Below are 17,973 nucleotides of genomic sequence, written 5' to 3'. Positions count from 1 at the left end.
TGGTGGCTTTTTCTTTTCCCACATCCCACAACCCACCTCCTACATCCTGCTTGTCTGCACATCATCCTTGTCCTGAAAGGTCAAGATACGAAGGGCGCACGGTGGATGCCTTGGCACCCGAGCCGATGAAGGACGTGGCTACCTGCGATAAGCCAGGGGGAGCCGGTAGCGGGCTTCGATCCCTGGATCTCCGAATGGGGAAACCCGGCCGGTGGGAACACCGGTCACCGTCACCTCGGTGACGGGGGGAACGTGGGGAACTGAAACATCTAAGTACCCACAGGAGAGGAAAGCGAATGCGACTCCCTGAGTAGCGGCGAGCGAAAGGGGACCAGCCTAAACCGCAGTGCTTGCACTGCGGGGTTGTGGGGCCTCCAACATGCCGAATCCGTAGCCTAGCCGAAGCGTTCTGGGAAGGCGCGCCAGAGAAGGTGAAAGCCCTGTAGGCGAAAGGTGAGCGGATAGGCGGAGGTACCCGAGTAGCGTGGGGTTCGTGGAACCCTGCGTGAATCTGCGCGGCCCACCGCGTAAGGCTAAGTACTCCGGGTGACCGATAGCGAACCAGTACCGTGAGGGAAAGGTGAAAAGAACCCCGGGAGGGGAGTGAAATAGAACCTGAAACCGTGCGCTTACAAGCAATCACGGCCCTACGTCTTCGATTCGTCGAAGGCACGGGTTGTGGTGTGCCTATTGAAGCATGAGCCTGCGACTTACGTGGGCCGGCGAGCTTAAGCCGTCGAGGCGGAGGCGAAGCGAAAGCGAGTCCGAATAGGGCGACTGAGTCGGTCCGCGTAGACCCGAAACCGGGCGAGCTAGCCCTGGCCAGGCTGAAGCGCGGGTGAAACCGCGTGGAGGGCCGAACCGGTAAGAGATGCAAATCTTTCGGATGAGCTGGGGTTAGGAGTGAAAAGCTAACCGAGCCCGGAGATAGCTGGTTCTCTCCGAAATGACTTTAGGGTCAGCCTCAGGTGGCAACGTACGCCTGTAAAGCACTGCTAGGGCTAGGGGGCCTACCAGCCTACCAACCCCTGGCAAACTCGGAAGGGCGTACGTGAAGGCCTGGGAGTGAGGGCGCGAGCGATAACGTCCGTGTCCTAACGGCGGAACAACGCAGACCGCCAGCTAAGGTCCCCAAGTCTGGACTAAGTGGGAAAGGATGTGAGGGCGCCCAGACAGCCAGGAGGTTGGCTTAGAAGCAGCCATCCTTTAAAGAGTGCGTAATAGCTCACTGGTCGAGTGCCCTCGCGCCGAAAATGATCGGGGCTCAAGTCCAGCACCGAAGCTGCGGGTGCAGCGGGATGACCGCTGCGCGGTAGGAGAGCGTTCCCCATGCCGATGAAGGTCGACCGTGAGGGCGGCTGGAGGTACGGGAAGTGCGAATGCAGGCATAAGTAACGATAAAAGGGGTGAGAATCCCCTTCGCCGTAAGCCCAAGGGTTCCTACGCAACGGTCGTCGGCGTAGGGTTAGGCGGGACCTAAGGCGTACCCGAGAGGGGAAGCCGATGGACAGCCGGTTAATATTCCGGCCCCACTCCACTGGAGCGATGGGGGGACGCTTTAGGCTAGGCGGACCGGAGCCATGGATGAGCCCGGCCGCGGTCCGGGGGGCGCAGGGTAGGCAAATCCGCCCTGCACACGCTCGCCGGCCGCGGGGAAGCCCGTAGGGGTGATAACCCGCTGACGCCAGGGAGCCGAGAAAAGCCTCTAAGCGATGAAGGTGGAGTGCCCGTACCGTAAACCGACACAGGTGGGCGGGTGCAAGTGCACTAAGGCGCGCGAGAGAACCCTCGCTAAGGAACTCTGCAAAATGGCCCCGTAACTTCGGGAGAAGGGGTGCTGCGCGTAGGGTGATGAGCCCGAGGCAGCCGCAGTGAACAGGCTCTGGCGACTGTTTACCAAAAACACAGCTCTCTGCGAACACGTAAGTGGACGTATAGGGAGCGACGCTTGCCCGGTGCCGGAAGGTCAAGGGGAGGGGTGCAAGCTCCGAACCGAAGCCCCGGTGAACGGCGGCCGTAACTATAACGGTCCTAAGGTAGCGAAATTCCTTGTCGGGTAAGTTCCGACCTGCACGAAAAGCGTAACGATCGGAGCGCTGTCTCAGCGAGGGACTCGGTGAAATTGAACTGGCCGTCAAGATGCGGCCTACCCGTGGCAGGACGAAAAGACCCCGTGGAGCTTTACTGTAGCCTGGCGTTGGTCTTTGGACACGTCTGTGTAGGATAGGTGGGAGCCTGCGAACCCGGCCCGCCAGGGTCGGGGGAGGCGCCGGTGAAATACCACCCTGACGTGTTCGGAGGCCTAACCGGCATCGGCCGGGACAGCGCTTGGTGGGCAGTTTGACTGGGGCGGTCGCCTCCTAAAGCGTAACGGAGGCGCCCAAAGGTTCCCTCAGCGCGGACGGAAACCGCGCGGAGAGCGCAAGGGTACAAGGGAGCTTGACTGCGAGGCCTGCAAGCCGAGCAGGGACGAAAGTCGGGCCTAGTGAACCGGTGGTTCCGTGTGGAAGGGCCATCGATCAACGGATAAAAGTTACCCCGGGGATAACAGGCTGATCTCCCCCGAGCGTCCACAGCGGCGGGGAGGTTTGGCACCTCGATGTCGGCTCGTCGCATCCTGGGGCTGAAGAAGGTCCCAAGGGTTGGGCTGTTCGCCCATTAAAGCGGCACGCGAGCTGGGTTCAGAACGTCGTGAGACAGTTCGGTCTCTATCCGCCACGGGCGCAGGAGGTTTGAGGGGAGCTGCTCCTAGTACGAGAGGACCGGAGTGGACGTACCTCTGGTATCCCTGCTGTCCCTCCCGGGGCATAAGCAGGGTAGCCATGTACGGTCGGGATAACCGCTGAAAGCATCTAAGCGGGAAGCCCACCCCAAGATGAGACCTCCCACTGGGTCAACCAGGTAAGGACCCCGGTAGATCACCGGGTTGATAGGCCGGAGGTGTAAGCGCGGCGACGCGTTGAGCTGACCGGTCCTAATCGTCCGAGGTCTTGACCTTTTTCTGCACTCATAGAAGGACGGTCACAACTTCCTACATCCCACTTCCTACATCCCACGTCCCAACCGCGTCACGCCACCGAAAGATCCACTCGTGGAATCCACGTTCGAACCAAGAATCGAACGCACAACATCGGATTCCCCCCGTGCCCATAGCGGCGTGGTCCCACCCGTTCCCATACCGAACACGGAAGTGAAACACGCCAGCGCCGATGATACTTGGACCGCAGGGTCCTGGGAAAGTAGGGCGGTGCGGGGGGTTTTTCTTTTTATCAAAGGCAAAAACAGGATGTGGGAGGTGGGGTGTGGGAGGCGGGTTTTGTTTTTCAAAAGCACGCGGGCGAGCTTGAGTGCTGTCGGTCAAAGCACACAACCGGTCTTCCCACCTCCCACCCCCTACATCCCACCCCCTACATCCCACATCCAGGTAACGTGTCCCCGGCCACGCGGGTCACCTTGACCCGCGCGAGCCGGGCTTGCCCCGGACCTGATCCGGGGGCCCATGCCGTACCCAAAACTCCACGATTTTGTCGCCGAGAAAACGAATCTCCCTCCCCTTGGGGAGGGTTGGGGTGGGGGTTGTTGGCGCTAACGAAGCCATCGCCCATCATTCGAATCGTGGCCAACCCACATCCTACCCCCGACACACTTTATCCTCAAAAAACAACCCCCCACCGGCCTTCGGCCACCTCCCCCGAGGGGGAGGTTTCGGTGTCGTTCTGGGCCGAACCGTTTCGCTTGCCGCATTGCTTGAAGTGGCCGTTTTTTCCCCCGTGAGGAGGGCCGAGGAGGGGGTTGTTGGTGACGCAAAGCCTAAACGTTCCGCTCTTGTTGCATAATCTGCAACGCGTTTGCTGTCCGCAACCAAGTCCCGGATCAGCACCCAGCATGGACCCTGAATCAAGTTCAGGGCAGGCTCCCGGGTCTCGTTCGCAACATAGCTCACTCGCCCGGGGAAACGAAAAAGGTAGGGGCAGGAAGTGGGATGTGGGTTTTGTTTTGCAGGGCCGGTTATCGAGCCCAAGGTAACGTACCAAAACATGAAACTCGAACTTTCACTTCCTGCTTCCCAAGTCCTGGTTGGGGTACGAAGAAGGGGACCGAGGCTGGTGTGGCAGCGTTCTGTCGGGCAGCACGGCCGTTTCGGTCAACCGAAGCGGCGCTCTTCGATCAGGTTTCGGACCGCGGCCCGGTAGCGCTCGAAGCCGGGCGGCCAGGCGTCGCGGCCGGAGGCCTTGAGGGTGCGGCCGCCGTGCTCGATCCAGACGGCCCACTGGGTGCCGCCGCAGGTGGGGTATTCGGGTTCGTAGTAGGGCTCCCAGCTCCAGACGCCCAGCTCGTCGAGCGCGCGCCAGAAGGTGCGCCAGGCTTCTTCGCTGGGCCGGAGCCGGGCCTCTTCCAGCACGTCGCCGGCGCCGCTGGTGCGCTGCCATATGAGCGCGTCGCCGTCCCAGTAGACGCGGTGACCGTCCACGCTGCCAATGCCGAGGTCGAGCCGCTGGGGGAGGTGGGGTTCAGACGAAGCGGGCGGTTTCATCGAAGGCCTTCCTGCTGAGGACGGGCACCCGGGCCCCGTCCGCGGGGTAGCCGGTGACGACGAGCATGACCGGGCGTTCGTTTTCGGGCCGGTCCAGGATCTCGCGCAGGAAGTTCATGGGGCTGGGGGTGTGGGTGAGCGTGGCCAGGCCGGCGGTGTGCAGCGCGGCGACGAGCAGGCCGGCGGCGAGGCCGACCGATTCCTGAACGTAGTAGTGCTTGACCTTGTTGCCTTTTTCGTCCAGGCCGTAGCTCTGGGCGAAGACGGCGATCAGCCAGGGGGCGGTTTCCAGGAAGGGCTTCTCGGGGCCGGTGCCCAGGTGGTCGAGGGCTTCGAGCCACGCCTTTGGGGCGCGTTCCCGGTAAAACCGGCGCTCTTCTGCCTCGGCGGCGAGGCGGATGCGGCGCTTGGTCTGGGGGTCGGAGACGGCCGTAAAGAACCAGGGCTGCTGGTTGGCGCCGCTGGGGGCGCTGGCGGCGGTGCGCAGCGCCAGCTCGATGACCTCGCGCGGTACGGGCCGGTCCGAAAAGTCGCGCACGCTGCGCCGGGTGCGCATCTGCTCGTAGAAGGCGCGGGCGCGGCGCAGCATCTCGTCCGGTTCGGGCGGGGTGTAGGCCAGCGGCTGGAAACGGGCGGGCATGGCCCCATTAAAGCAGAGCCGGAGGGCGGAGGTGCCATACTGGAGGGCGTGGAGGGGGTCGTCGAGCACGCTTGCGCCAAGCTGAACCTGGGCCTCGCGGTGCGCGGCCGCCGCGCAGACGGCTACCACGAGCTGCACACGCTGTTCGCCACGGTGGACGTCTGCGACGAGGTGCGCCTCGCGCCCCGGGCGGAGGGCGTGCGCCTGCGGGTGGCCGGCGAGGTGGCCGTGCCCGAGGGGCCGGAGAACATGGCCTGGCGGGCGGCCGCGGCCTACCTGGAGGCCGCGGGCGTGCCGGGCGGCGTGGAGATCGAGCTGGCGAAGCGCGTGCCCGCGGGCGCGGGGCTCGGCGGCGGCTCGGCCGACGCCGCGGCGGTGCTGCGGGGGCTCGGGAAGGTGTATCCGGCCGGGGTGGACCTGGCCGCGCTGGCGCGCGGGCTGGGGGCCGACGTGCCCTTCCTGCTGCGCGGCGGGCTGGCCGAGGCGCGGGGGGTGGGCGAGGAGTTGCGCTTCCTGGAGCCCGTGGAGGCCCACTTCGTGCTGGTCAAGCCGCCCTTCGAGGTGCCCACGGCCGCGGCCTACGCGGCGCTCGAGCCGGGCGATTTCGGCCCCGAGCTGGACGTCTCCGGCATCCTTGGGGCCCTGTGCCGGGGGACGCCGCCGCCCTGGCGCAACGACCTGGAGCGGGCGGTCTTCTTCGCCTACCCGCCGCTCGCCGACCTGAAGCGGCTGCTCGAGGAACACGGGCTCGGAGGCGTGCTGATGAGCGGCAGCGGAAGCACCCTCTTCGCCCCGGTGGAAAGCCGGGAAATGGCCGGGCGGTACGCGGACGCGCTGGCGCGGCGCTATCCCGGGTTCTGGGTGCGGGCGGCGTCGCTGGTGGGCGGGGAGGGGGTTTGAGTGGAGCGCGTCTGGGCGTTTTCTTCGAGCGCCTTCCCCCTGGAGCCCGGCGAGGCGGAGGCGGTCAACCCGGGGCTGGGCGGCCGGGCGCTGTGCGGCTACCTGGCCGGGGCGCTCGCCGCGCGCGGGGTGGCGCCGGGCGCGCCGGCTGCGGAGGACTGGGGTTGGCGGCTGGAGCTCGCCTTCGAGGGCCGCCGTTTCTGGATGGGTTGCGGCGTCGTGACCGGCGAACCGGAAGGCTTCGTCGTATTCCTCAAGACCCGCCGGGGGCTGCGCGGGCTGCTGGCCGGCGCGGTCTGGCGCGCCAGCTTCGAGCGGCTCGCCGCCCTCGTCGAACAGGTGCTGCGGGAACACCCGGATATCCGCGACCTGGGGGAGGAGCCGGCTTGATGCGGCTGGGGCAGCTCGACCGCGAGATCGTCCGGCTGGCGCTGCCGGCGCTGGGGGCGCTGGCGGTCGAACCGCTGGTGAGCATGACGGACACCGCCTTCGTGGGGCGGCTGGGGGCCGAGCCGCTGGCGGCGCTGGGCATTACCACCGCGCTGCTGGCGCTCTTCTTCGTCGTCTTCAACTTCCTCTCCTACGCCACCACCCCGCGGGTGGCGCGCTCGCTGGGCGCGGCCGGGCGCGAGGCGGCGATGGAGCAGGCGGGGCACGCGTTGTGGCTGGCGCTGGTGCTGGGGCTCGCGGCCACGGCGGTGCTCGAGCTGCTGGCCCCCTGGCTGGTGCAGCTGATGGGGGCGGAGGGCGCGGTCGAGCCGCTGGCGCTCGGCTACCTGCGGCTCAGGGCGCTCGCGGGGCTCGCGATCCTGTGGCTGATGGCCGCCCACGGCATCTACCGCGGCCTCCAGGACACCCGCACCCCCTTCTGGGTCACCTTCTGGGTCAACGCCGCCAACGTGGTCCTCGACTACCTCTTCATCTTTCCGCTGGGGATGGGCCTCATGGGCGCGGCGCTGGCCAGCGTGCTGGCCCAGAGCGCCGGCGCGGTCTGGTTTTACCTGAACCTGCGCCGCCTGGGGGCGGTGCGGCCCTGGCCGGGCCCGGCTCCGCTACTGCCCTTCCTGAAGGTGGGCGGCGAGATGCTGGTGCGCACCCTCAGCCTGGTGGGGGCGATCACCCTGGCGGCGGCGGTGGCCGCGCGCGTGGGCACGGTGGCCGTGGCGGCGCACCAGGTGGCCTGGCAGATCTGGCTCTTCCTCGCCATGTCGGTGGACGCACTGGCCATCGCCGCCCAAGCGCTGGTGGCGCGCTTTCGCGGCGAGGACCCGGCGCGGGTGCGCGCCGTGGCCGACCGCCTGCTCGCCTGGGGGCTGGCGGTGGGCGTGCTGATCGCGGCGCTGCTGGCGCTGGGCCGCCCCTGGATCCCGCGCATCTTCACCGACGACGCCGAGGTGCTGTCCGCGGTGGGGGCGATCTGGGTGCTGCTCTGGGCGCCCCAGCCCCTCAACGCCCTGGTCTTCGTCTGGGACGGCATCTTCATGGCCGCCGAGCGCTTTCGCTTCCTCGCCGCGGCGATGCTGCTGGCCGCGGGCGCGGGCGCGGTGGAGATGCTGCTCGTCGTGCCCTTGGGGTGGGGGCTCGCGGGCGTGTGGTGGGGGATGATCCTGATCAACGCGGTGCGCGCGGCCACGCTGGCCTGGGGGTACTGGCGCACGCGGATGGTGTGAGCGCCGGCCCCCGCGGACCCGGCCCGCGGGGGCCGCGCGCGGCGGAAGCTCAGCGCACGACGGTGATGTAGAAGGCGGTGGCCACCGCGGTGCCGTCGTAGTTGAAGCAGTTGATCGTAACGGTGTCGGCGCCGCTCGAAATGGGGGTGTTGGTGCAGATCTGGGGCTTCGTCGAGTCGACGACGGCGAGCATCAGCCCGCTTTGGCTCAGGTCGAGGTTCTCGAAGGTGACCGTGTACTTCCCGGTCGCCTCGTAGGTGACGCTCACGGCGCCGCCCGTGGAGTTGAAGGCGTAGTAGAGGTTGTCCGCCGGGGCGTTGTTGTCGACGTAGGCGTAGGCGAGCACGCCGGCGCTCGAGGGCAGCGCCTTCTGCGCGGCCTGCACCTCCGAGAGCTTGGCCTCGAGCGCGGTCACCGCCTCGGCCAGGGTCTGGAAGTTCACGTTGACCTTGCTCGAGCTGACCACGTCCCCCTCGTGGAAGGTGTGGGGAACCGTCACCGCCACGGCCCAGAGGCCGAGGAGCACGACGAAGGCCCCAAGAAACACGTACTTCACCTGTTTCATGCTTCACCTCCCCTTTTCCTCCTTGCGGGTTCAGGGTCCGAAGACGGTGCCGGGATCGTCGAAGACGCAGCTTGGATGGTCGAACTCGGCGGGTTGCGGGCACCCCTTGGTCGTCGCCGGCCCGCCGCAGGCGGCGAGCACGATCGCCAGGGCCAGCCAGACCAGCCACCTCCGCATCGTTCTCACCCCCTCGTCCGTTACGCTAGGCGGCGCAGGGTCACAAGACCGTCACAAGCCGCAGCGCCGATGGCGACGGGGCGAACGGGCACCGCCGCCACAGACGGATGGGTACCTTCACGGGGTATCTCACCAGGAAGGCGGAGCGGACGTTTTACACTGGTTTGGAAAAGAGGCCGTATGCGACGCATCGTTTGGACGCTGTTCCTGGCCATTGCCGGCGGAGCCTGGGCCATCGGCGGCGCGGGGCTGTACGGCGGCTGGCCCGAGGTCTTCGGCATCCAGTTCGTGACCCCCGAGGGCTGGCGCATGAGCGTCGGCCTCGCACCCGAACGGGCCGACCCCACACGCTATTCGGTGGCCGTCTCGCTGGATCTGGTGCTGGCCGCGGGTACGCTCTACTCCGACGGCGGCGAGGCGGTCGACCTCGCCTACTACGCGGGGGCGGGCGCGACCGGCAGCCTCCTGAGGGCCGACCCCGAGGTGAACGGGCACGCGATGCTGGGGCTCGAGGCCTACTTCACCGCGATGAAGAGCGTGGGGCTGTTCGCGGAGATGCAGCTGGGCCAGCGCTTCTGGTTCGCGCCGCTCTCGACCCGGCCCTACCTGGGGTTCCGCCTGGGCGTCTCCCTGCGCTAGAGCTGGAGGAAGGGACGTTTGACCCGGGCGGGGCCGCGTCCGTAGAATCAGGCAAGGTGAGCCAACCGGGCGAAGTGCGCTTGCTGGGGCCGCCGGAGGTGCGTGTGGGCGGCGGCTGGCTGCCCCTGGCGGGGCGCCGGCGCGCCGCGATTCTGGCCTACCTGGCGGTCGAGGGCCCCAGCGAGCGAACCCTACTGGCCGAGATGTTGTGGGGAACCGAGCACGCCATGCGCAACCTGCGCGTGGAGCTGCACCGGCTCGAGCAGCGGTTCCCGGGGCTGGTCGTGCGCCGCGGCTCGCTGCTCGAGCTGGGGGTCGACGCCGACGTTCGCGCCTTCGAAGAGGCCCTCGAGCGCGCCGACTTCGCCCGGGCGCTCGACCTCTACCGCGGCCGCCTGCTCGAGGGGGCGGCCGCCGGGGTGCCGCCGGCGTTCGAAGACTGGCTGCTGATCGTGCGCGAGCGCTTTGAGGAACGCTACGTCGACGCCCTGGTGGCGCAGGCCGAGCGGCTGGCGGGCCGCGACCCGCGCGCGGCACTGGCCCTGCAGCGCAGGGTGCTCGAGCGCGACCCCCTGCGCGAGGCTTCCTGCCGGGCGATCATGCGCCTCTACGCCCAGCTGGGGGAGGTGCGCAAGGCGCTGGAGTTCTACGAGGGGTACGCCGACTTTCTGGACCGGGAGCTGCAGCTGCCCCCGGTGCAGGCGACGCGCCGCCTCGCCGAGGAGCTGCGCACCGGCAAGGCCCAGGTGCGCCGCTGGAAGCGCACTCCGCTGGCCGGCCGCGAGCACGAGCTCGAGCGCATGGAACGGGCGTGGCGCGAGGGGCGGCACGTGATCCTGCTGGGCGAGCCGGGGATCGGCAAGACCCGCCTCCTGCACGAGTTCGCCCGCGCCCTGGGGCGGCGGCCGCTGCTCCTGCGGGGCCGGCCCGAGGACCACGCGGTCCCGCTGGCCACGGTCGCGCGCGGCCTGCGCGTGGTGCTGGAGCAGCGCGAGCCGCTGCCGGACTGGGCGCGGCGGGAGCTGGCGCGGGTGCTGCCCGAACTGGGCGAGCCGCCTTCCGCCCCCTCGCCGCAGCGCTTCCTGGCCGCGATCGGCGAGCTGCTCGCCCCATTCGACGACGCGGACTGGTTCTGGGGGGTCGACGACCTGCAGTTCTTCGACGAGGGCAGCCTGGAGCTGCTGATGCAGCTGCGCTCGCTGGGGCTCACGCGCCCCCTGGCCGTGGCCTACCGCAGCGGCACCCTGAGCCCCCGGGCGCAGACCTGGATCCAGTCGCTGGTGGAGCGGCAGGGGGCGGAGCTCGTTGAGCTCGAGCCCCTGCCGCCGGACGCGGTCGCCCGCATGTTCGGCGACGGCGCGAAGCCCGAGGACGCCTGGGTGCGTGCGCTGCACCGCTTCACCGGCGGCAACCCCTTCTTCATCGTGCAGCTCTCGGAGTCGTGGCGGGCCCGGGGGGAGCCCCCCGAGGGGGCCAGCCCCGCACTGAGCGACCGCCTGCACGCGTTGCTGCGGCAGCGCATCGGCGCCGTTCCGGCGCGTGCGCGCAGCCTCCTGCGGCTGGCGGCGGTGGCGGGGGAGGCCTACTCGCCGCAGCTCGCGGGCGCGGTGATGGGGCTGGCGCCGCTGGAAGTGGCCGAGGCGGCCGACGTCCTCGAATACCAGGGGCTGTTCCGCCGGGGCCGGCTCGCCCACGACCTGGTGCGCGAGGCCACCCTGCGCGACCTCGACCCCGAGACGGTCCGGGCGCTGCACGCTCAGGTGGCCGAGCAGATCAAGGACCGGGCCGCCCCCGGCCTGGTGGCGGCCCACTACGAGCGGGCGGGGATGCCCGAGCGCGCGGTGCCGCTGCGCCTCAAGGCGGCCGCGGGGGCGATCCGCGGTTTCGCCTACCTGGAGGCCTTCGAGCAGTTCCACCGCGCCTTCGAGTTGTCGCAGGGGGAGGCGCGCGCCCGCCTGATCGCCCAGACGCTGATCACCCGCTACCGCATCGGCGTGGCCACCGGCGACTGGCCGCGGCTGGAGCGCGAACTCGACCTGACGGAGGCGGCGGCGCGCGAGCTGGGCGACGCCTACACCCTCAAGAACGTGCAGGTCGGACGGGTGGACCTCAACTTCCGCCGGCTCGACCTCGACCGGGCGGTGCGGCTGGGCCGGCAGCTGCTCGCGGAGGGCGGCCTGACGCCGGACCAGGAGGCGATGGCGACCTACGCGCTGGCCCAGGCCCTCCTCTTCCGCGATCCCGACACCCATCCCGAGGTGGCCCGCCTTTGCCGCCGCGCCCTCGAGCTTACCGACGAGGACTGGTACATGTGGGGCTGGCCGTTCACCACCCTGGCCCTGTGCTGCATCAAGGGGGGCGGGCTCGAGGAGGCGGAGGGCTGGTGCGCCAAGGCCGAGGCCCATTTCGCGGCCGCGGACGACCTCGCCGGGCTGGCCACGGTGCAACGCACCCGCGCCCTGGTCGCCTGGTGGCGGGGCGACGCCGAAGCGGCCGCCGCGGCCGCCGAACGGGCGCTGGAGCTGGCGCGCAAGGCGGACTTCCGCACCATCGTCTTCATGGCCCTCGACACCGCCGTGGGCCTCTACCGCGCGCTCGGCGACGAGGCGCGGGTGCGCGCGCTGACCGCCGAGGCCGAGCGGCGGGGGTTCCGCCTCGAGCGCGGCGATCTGTGGCGCCTGCGGCTCGAGCCCCCGCTCCGACCTGAAACGCTGCTGTAACGCCCGCCGTGCCAGCCTGGTTTCGGGAGGCGCTATGGAACGGCGCGTGCAGGTCTTCGTGCTCAGGTTGTGGCGCGACGAGGAGGGCGTGCGCATCGAGGTCCGGGACGCCGCGGAAGGCGTGCGCTACTTCCCCAACCTCGAACGGCTGGTCGAGCACCTGCGGAGCCGCAGCGCGGCGGAGCGCGATCCGGAGGCCGCGGACCCCTCTTGACGAGCGGGGCGGGCGGCCCCCGGGCGGCGGGACCGGGGGGTTGCAAAACATATGCATAACCGTTATGATTATATTCGAGGTGATGAGGATGACCACGAAGCAAGAACTTATCGACGGACTCAACCAGGACCTGGCCCACGAGTACCAAGCCGTGATCGCCTACACGGTCTACGCCGCCGAGGTGGCGGGCCCCTTCCGCCCCGCGCTGCGCGACTTCTTCCTCGCGGAGGCGGCCGACGAGTTGAAGCACGCCCAGGTGCTGGCCGACAAGATCTCGGCCCTTGGCGGGGTGCCCACGGCCGAGCCGGCCCCGGTGGCCAAGGCCACGACCCCGCGCGCGATGCTGGAGGCGGTGCTCGCCGCCGAGACCGAGACGATCGAGCGCTACACCCGCCGCATGGCCCAGGCTGAGGAGGCCGGGGAGCTGGCCCTGGTGGCGCAGCTGCACGACATGATCGTGGACGAGACCCACCACAAGGAAGAGGTCGCCAAGCTGCTCGAGGGCTTCCCGGAGTAAGGGACGTGAAAAGAAAGGGGGCTTCCATTGTGAGGCCCCCGTTTTGTCATAATGGAAGTGTTTATGGCCTGTAACCGCGAGCAGTTGACCCAACTCATCGAGCAGAGGCACCTTCGGGCCACCGAGGCGCGTTGCCGCATCCTCGAGCTCCTGCACGAAACCCACGAGCACTACACCCCCGAGGAGATGCTGGAGGCGCTGCGCGAGCGCGGCAAGCCGCTCTCGATCGCGACCCTCTACCAGAACCTGGCCAAGCTGGCCGAGGCGGGCCTGATCTCCCGCTTCGTGGGGCCCGACGGCCATACCCGCTACGACGTCAACACCGAGCCCCACCACCACCTGGTCTGCAAGATCTGCGGGCGCATGGTCGACGTGGGGGTCGAGGGGCCGCTCGAGCGGCTGCGGCCCACGGCGCTCTTCGAGGAAGAAGAAGACGAGGTCGCGGCCTGGAGCGTGGGCGACGTGCACCTCGAGTTCCACGGGGTCTGCCCCGCTTGCCGGGCCAAGATGGCCCACGAAGAAAAACGCACCGCGTGAGCCCGGCGACGTCCGGTTTCCGTCGACCTGCGGGGTAATCTATACCTATGCGCCCAATCAAACGACTGGTTGAACAATTCCTGGAAAGCGAGGCCAAGGGCGGGATCCTGCTGTTCACCACCGCCCTGATCGCTTTTCTGCTGAGCAACTCCCCCTGGGCCCAGGCCTACTTCGACCTGCGCGACGTCTACCTCAAGCTGCAGGTGGGCGACTGGGTGCTGAAGAAGAGCCTGCTCCACTTCGTCAACGACTTCCTCATGGCCTTCTTCTTCCTGCTGGTGGGGCTCGAGCTCAAGCGCGAGCTGTTGCAGGGCGAGCTCAAGAACCCCAAGCAGGCGGGCCTCGCCGTCGCCGCGGCGCTGGGGGGGATGGTCACCCCCGCGCTCATCTACACCGCGCTCAACTACGGGGGCGCGGGGGCGGCGGGCTGGGGCGTGCCCATGGCCACCGACATCGCCTTCGCCCTGGGGGTGCTCTCGCTTTTGGGCAAGCGGGTGCCGCTCTCGCTCAAGGTCTTCCTCACCGCGCTGGCCATCGTCGACGACCTGGGGGCGGTGCTGGTGATCGCGCTCTTCTACACGAGCAACCTCGACCCCGGGGCGCTGGGCGTGGCCGCGCTGGTCTTCGGTTTCGCCCTGCTGCTGGGGGCGCTGCGGGTGCGCTCGCTGCCGGCGTACCTGCTCGTCGGCCTGGTGCTCTGGTACTTCGTGCTGCTTTCGGGGGTGCACGCCACCATCGCCGGGGTGCTGCTCGCGTTCGCGGTTCCGATCGGCAAGGCGCGGCCGCTTCCCGACCACAGCGACGCGGCGGCCGCCGACCCGGAGCTGCAAGAGGCGCGGCTCGAGCACCTCGAGGACGCGGCGCGCGAGGCCCAGTCGCCGCTGCACCGGCTGGAACACATGCTCCACCCCTACGTGGCCTACTTCATCATGCCCGTCTTCGCCTTCTTCAACGCCGGGGTGGCGCTCGAGGGCACCCAGGTGGGGGCCGTAGCCCTCGGCATCTTCCTGGGGCTGCTGCTCGGCAAGCCGCTGGGCATCCTGCTCTTCGCCTTCCTGGCGGTGCGCCTGGGCCTGGCCAAGCTGCCCGAGGGGGTGAGCTGGCGGGCGATCGGGGGCGTCGGGCTGGTCGCGGGCATCGGCTTCACCATGGCCCTCTTCATCGCCGGCCTCGCCTTCGACGCGGCGCTGCTGGACGAGGCCAAGCTGGGCATCCTCTCCGCCTCGGTCACCGCGGCGGTCCTGGGGGTCGCCGTGCTCTGGCGCACGGGCGGCGGGCCCGCCGCGCGCCGGGCGTAGCCGGAGCAAAAGGGTCCCCGCTCACACTCGAGGGCTCGGGCGGGGGCTATAGTGTAGCTACATATTCATAGCGGTAATGAATATGTACCAAGGAGGACACGATGGCTAGCGAAGCGGAAAGCAAGTGCCCGGTCACGGGCGACGCCTACAAGCACACCACCCTGGGGGGCAGCCTGGTTCGCAACTGGTGGCCGAACCAGCTCAACCTGAAGATCCTGCACCAGAACCCGGCCGAGCTCAGGCCCACGGACCCGGACTTCGACTACGCCGAGGCCTTCGCCAAGCTCGACCTCGAGGCCGTCAAGCAGGACCTGCGCGAGCTGATGACGACCTCGCAGGACTGGTGGCCCGCCGACTACGGCCACTACGGCCCGCTCTTCATCCGCATGGCCTGGCACTCGGCGGGAACCTACCGCGTCTTCGACGGCCGCGGCGGGGGCAACACCGGCAACCAGCGCTTCGCCCCGGTGAACAGCTGGCCCGACAACGTCAACCTCGACAAGGCGCGCCGGCTGCTCTGGCCCGTCAAGAAGAAGTACGGCGACGCCATCTCCTGGGCCGACCTGATGATCCTCGCGGGCAACGTCGCCCTCGAGTCGATGGGCTTCAAGACCTTCGGTTTCGGCGGCGGCCGGGTGGACATCTGGGAGCCCGAGGAGGACGTCTACTGGGGCCCCGAGTCCGAGTGGCTGGCCGACGAGCGCCACCCCGAAGGCGAGCTCGAGAAGCCGCTGGCCGCCGACCACATGGGCCTGATCTACGTCAACCCCGAGGGCCCGGGCGGCGAGCCCAACGTGCTCGAGTCGGCCAAGCACATCCGCGAGAGCTTCCGGCGCATGGGCATGAACGACGAGGAGACCGTGGCGCTGATCGCCGGCGGGCACACCTTCGGCAAGAGCCACGGCGCCGCCAGCACCGACCACCTGGGCCCCGAGCCCGAGGCCGCGCCGCTCGAGGAGGTGGGGCTGGGCTGGAAGAACAGCTATGGGAGCGGCAAGGGCCCCGACACCATCACCAGCGGCCTCGAAGGCGCCTGGACGCCCACCCCCACGAAGTGGGACAACAGCTTCCTCGAGCTCCTCTTCAAATACGACTGGAACCTGGAGAAGAGCCCGGCCGGCGCCTGGCAGTGGGTGGCCGTCGATCCCGATCCCGAGGACATGGTCCCCGACGCCCACGACCCCGAGAAGAAGCACAAGCCCTTCATGCTCACCACCGACCTGGCGCTGCGCATGGACCCCGAGTACGGCAAGATCGCCCGCCGCTTCCTCGAGGACCCCGACGCCTTCGCCGACGCCTTCGCCCGCGCCTGGTTCAAGCTGACCCACCGCGACATGGGGCCGCGTTCGCGCTACCTGGGGCCCGAGGTGCCCGACGAAGAGCTGATCTGGCAGGACCCGATTCCGCCGGTGGAGCACGAGCTGATCGACGAGGCCGACGTCGCCGAGCTGAAGAAGCGCCTCCTCGCCTCCGGCCTGAGCGTGCCCGAGCTCGTCTACACCGCCTGGTCGGCCGCCTCCACCTACCGCGACTCCGACAAGCGCGGCGGGGCCAACGGCGGCCGCCTGCGCCTCGAGCCTCAGCGCGGCTGGGAGGTCAACCGCCCCGAGCGGCTGGCGCGGGTGCTCGAGGTGCTGGAAGGCATCCAACAGGCCTTTAACGCCGAGCAGAAGAACGGCAAGCGGGTCTCGCTCGCCGACTTGATCGTCCTCGGCGGCGTGGCCGCGGTGGAGAAGGCGGCGCGCGACGCCGGCTTCGAGGTGGCGGTGCCCTTCACCCCCGGCCGCACCGACGCGAGCCAGGAGCAGACCGACGTCGAGTCGTTCGGCTACCTCGAGCCCGTGGCCGACGGCTTCCGCAACTACCTCCACCCCGCGTGCAAGCTGCCCGCCGAGCAGGCGCTCGTCGACAAGGCCCAGCTGCTCACGCTGACCGTGCCCGAGATGACCGTGCTCGTCGGCGGCATGCGCGTGCTGGGGGCGACCTACGCCGACAACCCGCACGGCTACTTCACCGAGCGCCCGGGAACGCTTTCCAACGACTTCTTCGTCAACCTGCTGGACCTGGGGCTCGAGTGGAAGCCGGCGGACGAGGACGGCCAGGTCTTCACCGGCCAAGACCGCGCCACCGGGGCGCTCAAGTGGACGGCCACCCGGGTCGACCTGGTCTTCGCCTCCAACTCGCAGCTGCGGGCCCAGGCCGAGTTCTACGCCGAGGACGACAAGAAGGAAAAGTTCGTGCGCGACTTCGTGCGCGCCTGGGACAAGGTGATGAACCTCGACCGCTTCGACCTGCGCTGGCGCTGAGCCGCACCATTCGAAACGGCCCCTGCGGGGGCCGTTTCTGCGTACCATGGGGCATGGAATCCGCGAGCGTGCTGGTGGTCGGCAGCCTCAACATGGACCTGGTGGTGCCGGTGCCGCGCCACCCCAAACCCGGGGAGACCGTCGTCGGCGGCGACCTGCGGCGCTTCCCCGGCGGCAAGGGGGCCAACCAGGCGGTGGCCGCGGCCCGGCTGGGGGCGCGGGTGCGGATGATCGGCCGCGTCGGGGCCGACGCCTACGGCGCCGAGCTGAAGCGCGGCCTGGAAGCCGAGGGCATCGCGACCGAGGACGTGGCCGAGCTGGACGTGCCCACCGGCGTGGCCCTGATCAGCGTGGGTGAGGACGGCCAGAACGCCATCGTCGTCTCGCCCGGGGCCAACGCCCGCCTGTGGCCGGATGACCTCAGCCCCGAGCGGTTCGCGGCGGCCGGGGTCGTCGTCTTGCAGCTGGAAACGCCGCTCGAAACGGTCCAGCGGGCCGCCGAGCTGGGGCGGGCGGCGGGGGCGCGGGTGCTGCTCAACGCCGCGCCGGCGCAGCCGCTACCGGAAGGGCTCTTGGGGGCGCTCGGCGTGCTGGTGGTCAACGAGTTCGAGGCGGCCCGGGTGGCCGGCGCGCGGGAACCCGCAGGGCCGGAGGAGGCGCTCGCCCTGGCCCGCGTGCTGGCGCGCCGGGTTCCGGTCGCGGTCGTCACCCTGGGCGCGCGCGGCCTGGTCTGGGCCGGGGCCGAGGGCGCGGGCACCCTGCCGGCCTTCGAAGTCCGGGCGGTGGACACCACCGCCGCCGGCGACGCCTTCGTGGGCGGGCTGGCGGCGGCGCTGGCCGCCGGCGAACCCCTGGTGCGGGCGCTGCGCTTCGGCAGCGCCGCCGGGGCGCTCGCGGCCACGCGGCCGGGGGCGCAGCCGTCGCTGCCGACCGCGGAGGCCGTTCGTTCGTTGCTATCGTAGGGTTCATGGAAACGTTCGAGGGATCCTTGGTTCCGGCCGAAACCTTCGAGGTGGAGGCGCGGGCCGAGCGGATCGGCCGTCTGCTGGAGGCCATCGGGTACCCGGTGGCTTGGGTGAGCGACCGGAGCCGTTTGCGCGACTTCGTCAACGACGCGACCGGGCGCGAGGAGCTCGTGGAGCGGGTGCGGCGCGCCTACGGCGTTACCCTGCTGCCGGAGGACTTCGAACGCTTCCTCTGGCAGCTCGTCGACGAGCTCGAGCGCCGGCCGCGGGCGTGACCGCGGCCGCGGCCCC

Annotated in this window: 16 protein-coding genes and 2 rRNA genes; 14 read left to right on the top strand and 4 right to left on the bottom strand. The window is 69.3% G+C overall.

Features of this window, described 5'->3' with window-relative positions:
* Positions 1–78 precede the first annotated feature (78 nt).
* A 23S ribosomal RNA gene (locus OCEPR_RS09905) occupies positions 79–2,998 on the top strand.
* Positions 2,999–3,139: 141 nt separating this feature from the next.
* Positions 3,140–3,256 (top strand): 5S ribosomal RNA (rrf, locus tag OCEPR_RS09900).
* Between the two features lie 888 nt (positions 3,257–4,144).
* On the opposite strand, the gene OCEPR_RS09895 is transcribed toward rrf, so the two are convergent.
* Together OCEPR_RS09895 and OCEPR_RS12870 are read right to left on the bottom strand one after the other, a co-directional pair.
* Complete coding sequence (locus tag OCEPR_RS09895) at positions 4,145–4,534, bottom strand: hypothetical protein (protein ID WP_013458581.1); 390 nt, start codon at positions 4,532–4,534, stop codon at positions 4,145–4,147.
* Positions 4,512–5,174 carry a nitroreductase family protein gene (locus tag OCEPR_RS12870; protein ID WP_013458580.1) on the bottom strand — a complete coding sequence of 221 codons (663 nt, stop codon included), beginning with the start codon at positions 5,172–5,174 and terminating at the stop codon, positions 4,512–4,514. The genes OCEPR_RS09895 and OCEPR_RS12870 overlap by 23 nt, the downstream gene beginning before the upstream one ends.
* A 48-nt stretch (positions 5,175–5,222) precedes the next feature.
* Between OCEPR_RS12870 and ispE the strand changes: the two genes are divergently transcribed.
* The 3 genes from ispE to OCEPR_RS09875 are packed head-to-tail and all read left to right on the top strand — an operon-like array spanning position 5,223 to position 7,744.
* Entirely contained in the window at positions 5,223–6,074 is an 852-nt protein-coding gene (gene ispE / locus OCEPR_RS12865) for a 4-(cytidine 5'-diphospho)-2-C-methyl-D-erythritol kinase (protein ID WP_013458579.1), read from the top strand.
* The gene (locus OCEPR_RS12345) at positions 6,075–6,464 is read left to right on the top strand and encodes a hypothetical protein (RefSeq protein WP_013458578.1); all 390 of its coding nucleotides are present in this window, start codon (positions 6,075–6,077) and stop codon (positions 6,462–6,464) included. It abuts the gene before it with no gap.
* On the top strand, positions 6,464–7,744 hold the full coding sequence (locus OCEPR_RS09875; RefSeq protein ID WP_013458577.1) for an MATE family efflux transporter: 1,281 nt from the start codon (positions 6,464–6,466) through the stop codon (positions 7,742–7,744). The genes OCEPR_RS12345 and OCEPR_RS09875 overlap by 1 nt, the downstream gene beginning before the upstream one ends.
* A gap of 49 nt (positions 7,745–7,793) precedes the next feature.
* Here the strand turns inward: OCEPR_RS09875 and OCEPR_RS09870 are convergent, their stop codons facing one another.
* Both OCEPR_RS09870 and OCEPR_RS12860 read right to left on the bottom strand, forming a co-directional pair.
* Complete coding sequence (locus tag OCEPR_RS09870) at positions 7,794–8,309, bottom strand: hypothetical protein (RefSeq protein ID WP_013458576.1); 516 nt, start codon at positions 8,307–8,309, stop codon at positions 7,794–7,796.
* Positions 8,310–8,339: 30 nt separating this feature from the next.
* Complete coding sequence (locus OCEPR_RS12860; RefSeq protein ID WP_013458575.1) at positions 8,340–8,486, bottom strand: hypothetical protein; 147 nt, start codon at positions 8,484–8,486, stop codon at positions 8,340–8,342.
* 180 nt (positions 8,487–8,666) lie between these two features.
* On the opposite strand from OCEPR_RS12860, the gene OCEPR_RS13045 reads away from it, so the two are divergent.
* The 9 genes from OCEPR_RS13045 to OCEPR_RS09825 all read left to right on the top strand — a co-directional run bounded on the left by OCEPR_RS13045 (position 8,667) and on the right by OCEPR_RS09825 (position 17,957).
* Positions 8,667–9,125: a hypothetical protein gene (locus OCEPR_RS13045; RefSeq protein WP_013458574.1), complete on the top strand. Its 459-nt coding sequence runs from the start codon at positions 8,667–8,669 to the stop codon at positions 9,123–9,125.
* A gap of 56 nt (positions 9,126–9,181) precedes the next feature.
* Positions 9,182–11,845 carry an ATP-binding protein gene (locus tag OCEPR_RS09860; RefSeq protein WP_041554204.1) on the top strand — a complete coding sequence of 888 codons (2,664 nt, stop codon included), beginning with the start codon at positions 9,182–9,184 and terminating at the stop codon, positions 11,843–11,845.
* A gap of 34 nt (positions 11,846–11,879) precedes the next feature.
* Positions 11,880–12,059, top strand: a complete 180-nt coding sequence (locus OCEPR_RS09855; RefSeq protein ID WP_013458572.1) for a hypothetical protein — start codon at positions 11,880–11,882, stop codon at positions 12,057–12,059.
* A gap of 88 nt (positions 12,060–12,147) precedes the next feature.
* Positions 12,148–12,576 carry a ferritin-like domain-containing protein gene (locus tag OCEPR_RS09850; protein ID WP_013458571.1) on the top strand — a complete coding sequence of 143 codons (429 nt, stop codon included), beginning with the start codon at positions 12,148–12,150 and terminating at the stop codon, positions 12,574–12,576.
* Between the two features lie 63 nt (positions 12,577–12,639).
* Complete coding sequence (locus OCEPR_RS09845; protein WP_013458570.1) at positions 12,640–13,113, top strand: Fur family transcriptional regulator; 474 nt, start codon at positions 12,640–12,642, stop codon at positions 13,111–13,113.
* Between the two features lie 47 nt (positions 13,114–13,160).
* Entirely contained in the window at positions 13,161–14,411 is a 1,251-nt protein-coding gene (gene nhaA / locus OCEPR_RS09840) for a Na+/H+ antiporter NhaA (protein WP_013458569.1), read from the top strand.
* A 101-nt stretch (positions 14,412–14,512) separates the two neighbouring features.
* Positions 14,513–16,717 (top strand): catalase/peroxidase HPI, encoded by a 2,205-nt coding sequence (gene katG / locus OCEPR_RS09835; protein ID WP_013458568.1) that lies wholly within the window; start codon positions 14,513–14,515, stop codon positions 16,715–16,717.
* Positions 16,718–16,770: 53 nt separating this feature from the next.
* On the top strand, positions 16,771–17,679 hold the full coding sequence (locus OCEPR_RS09830) for a ribokinase (protein ID WP_013458567.1): 909 nt from the start codon (positions 16,771–16,773) through the stop codon (positions 17,677–17,679).
* A gap of 5 nt (positions 17,680–17,684) precedes the next feature.
* Entirely contained in the window at positions 17,685–17,957 is a 273-nt protein-coding gene (locus OCEPR_RS09825) for a hypothetical protein (protein ID WP_013458566.1), read from the top strand.
* The last annotated feature ends 16 nt before the right edge of the window (positions 17,958–17,973 follow it).

The organism is Oceanithermus profundus DSM 14977, from assembly GCF_000183745.1.
Classification (GTDB): Bacteria; Deinococcota; Deinococci; order Deinococcales; family Marinithermaceae; genus Oceanithermus; species Oceanithermus profundus.
The sequence above is the reverse complement of the archived record's forward strand: the minus strand, read 5'-3'. Positions and strand labels throughout refer to the sequence as shown.

Coding starts and splice junctions, on each gene's coding strand:
- OCEPR_RS09895 (WP_013458581.1), bottom strand. CDS start 4,534: ATGAAACCGCCCGCTTCGTCTGAACCCCACCTCCCCCAGCGGCTCGAC.
- OCEPR_RS12870 (WP_013458580.1), bottom strand. CDS start 5,174: ATGCCCGCCCGTTTCCAGCCGCTGGCCTACACCCCGCCCGAACCGGAC.
- OCEPR_RS09875 (WP_013458577.1), top strand. CDS start 6,464: ATGCGGCTGGGGCAGCTCGACCGCGAGATCGTCCGGCTGGCGCTGCCG.
- OCEPR_RS09870 (WP_013458576.1), bottom strand. CDS start 8,309: ATGAAACAGGTGAAGTACGTGTTTCTTGGGGCCTTCGTCGTGCTCCTC.
- OCEPR_RS12860 (WP_013458575.1), bottom strand. CDS start 8,486: ATGCGGAGGTGGCTGGTCTGGCTGGCCCTGGCGATCGTGCTCGCCGCC.
- OCEPR_RS13045 (WP_013458574.1), top strand. CDS start 8,667: ATGCGACGCATCGTTTGGACGCTGTTCCTGGCCATTGCCGGCGGAGCC.
- OCEPR_RS09855 (WP_013458572.1), top strand. CDS start 11,880: ATGGAACGGCGCGTGCAGGTCTTCGTGCTCAGGTTGTGGCGCGACGAG.
- OCEPR_RS09850 (WP_013458571.1), top strand. CDS start 12,148: ATGACCACGAAGCAAGAACTTATCGACGGACTCAACCAGGACCTGGCC.
- OCEPR_RS09845 (WP_013458570.1), top strand. CDS start 12,640: ATGGCCTGTAACCGCGAGCAGTTGACCCAACTCATCGAGCAGAGGCAC.
- nhaA (WP_013458569.1), top strand. CDS start 13,161: ATGCGCCCAATCAAACGACTGGTTGAACAATTCCTGGAAAGCGAGGCC.
- katG (WP_013458568.1), top strand. CDS start 14,513: ATGGCTAGCGAAGCGGAAAGCAAGTGCCCGGTCACGGGCGACGCCTAC.
- OCEPR_RS09830 (WP_013458567.1), top strand. CDS start 16,771: ATGGAATCCGCGAGCGTGCTGGTGGTCGGCAGCCTCAACATGGACCTG.
- OCEPR_RS09825 (WP_013458566.1), top strand. CDS start 17,685: ATGGAAACGTTCGAGGGATCCTTGGTTCCGGCCGAAACCTTCGAGGTG.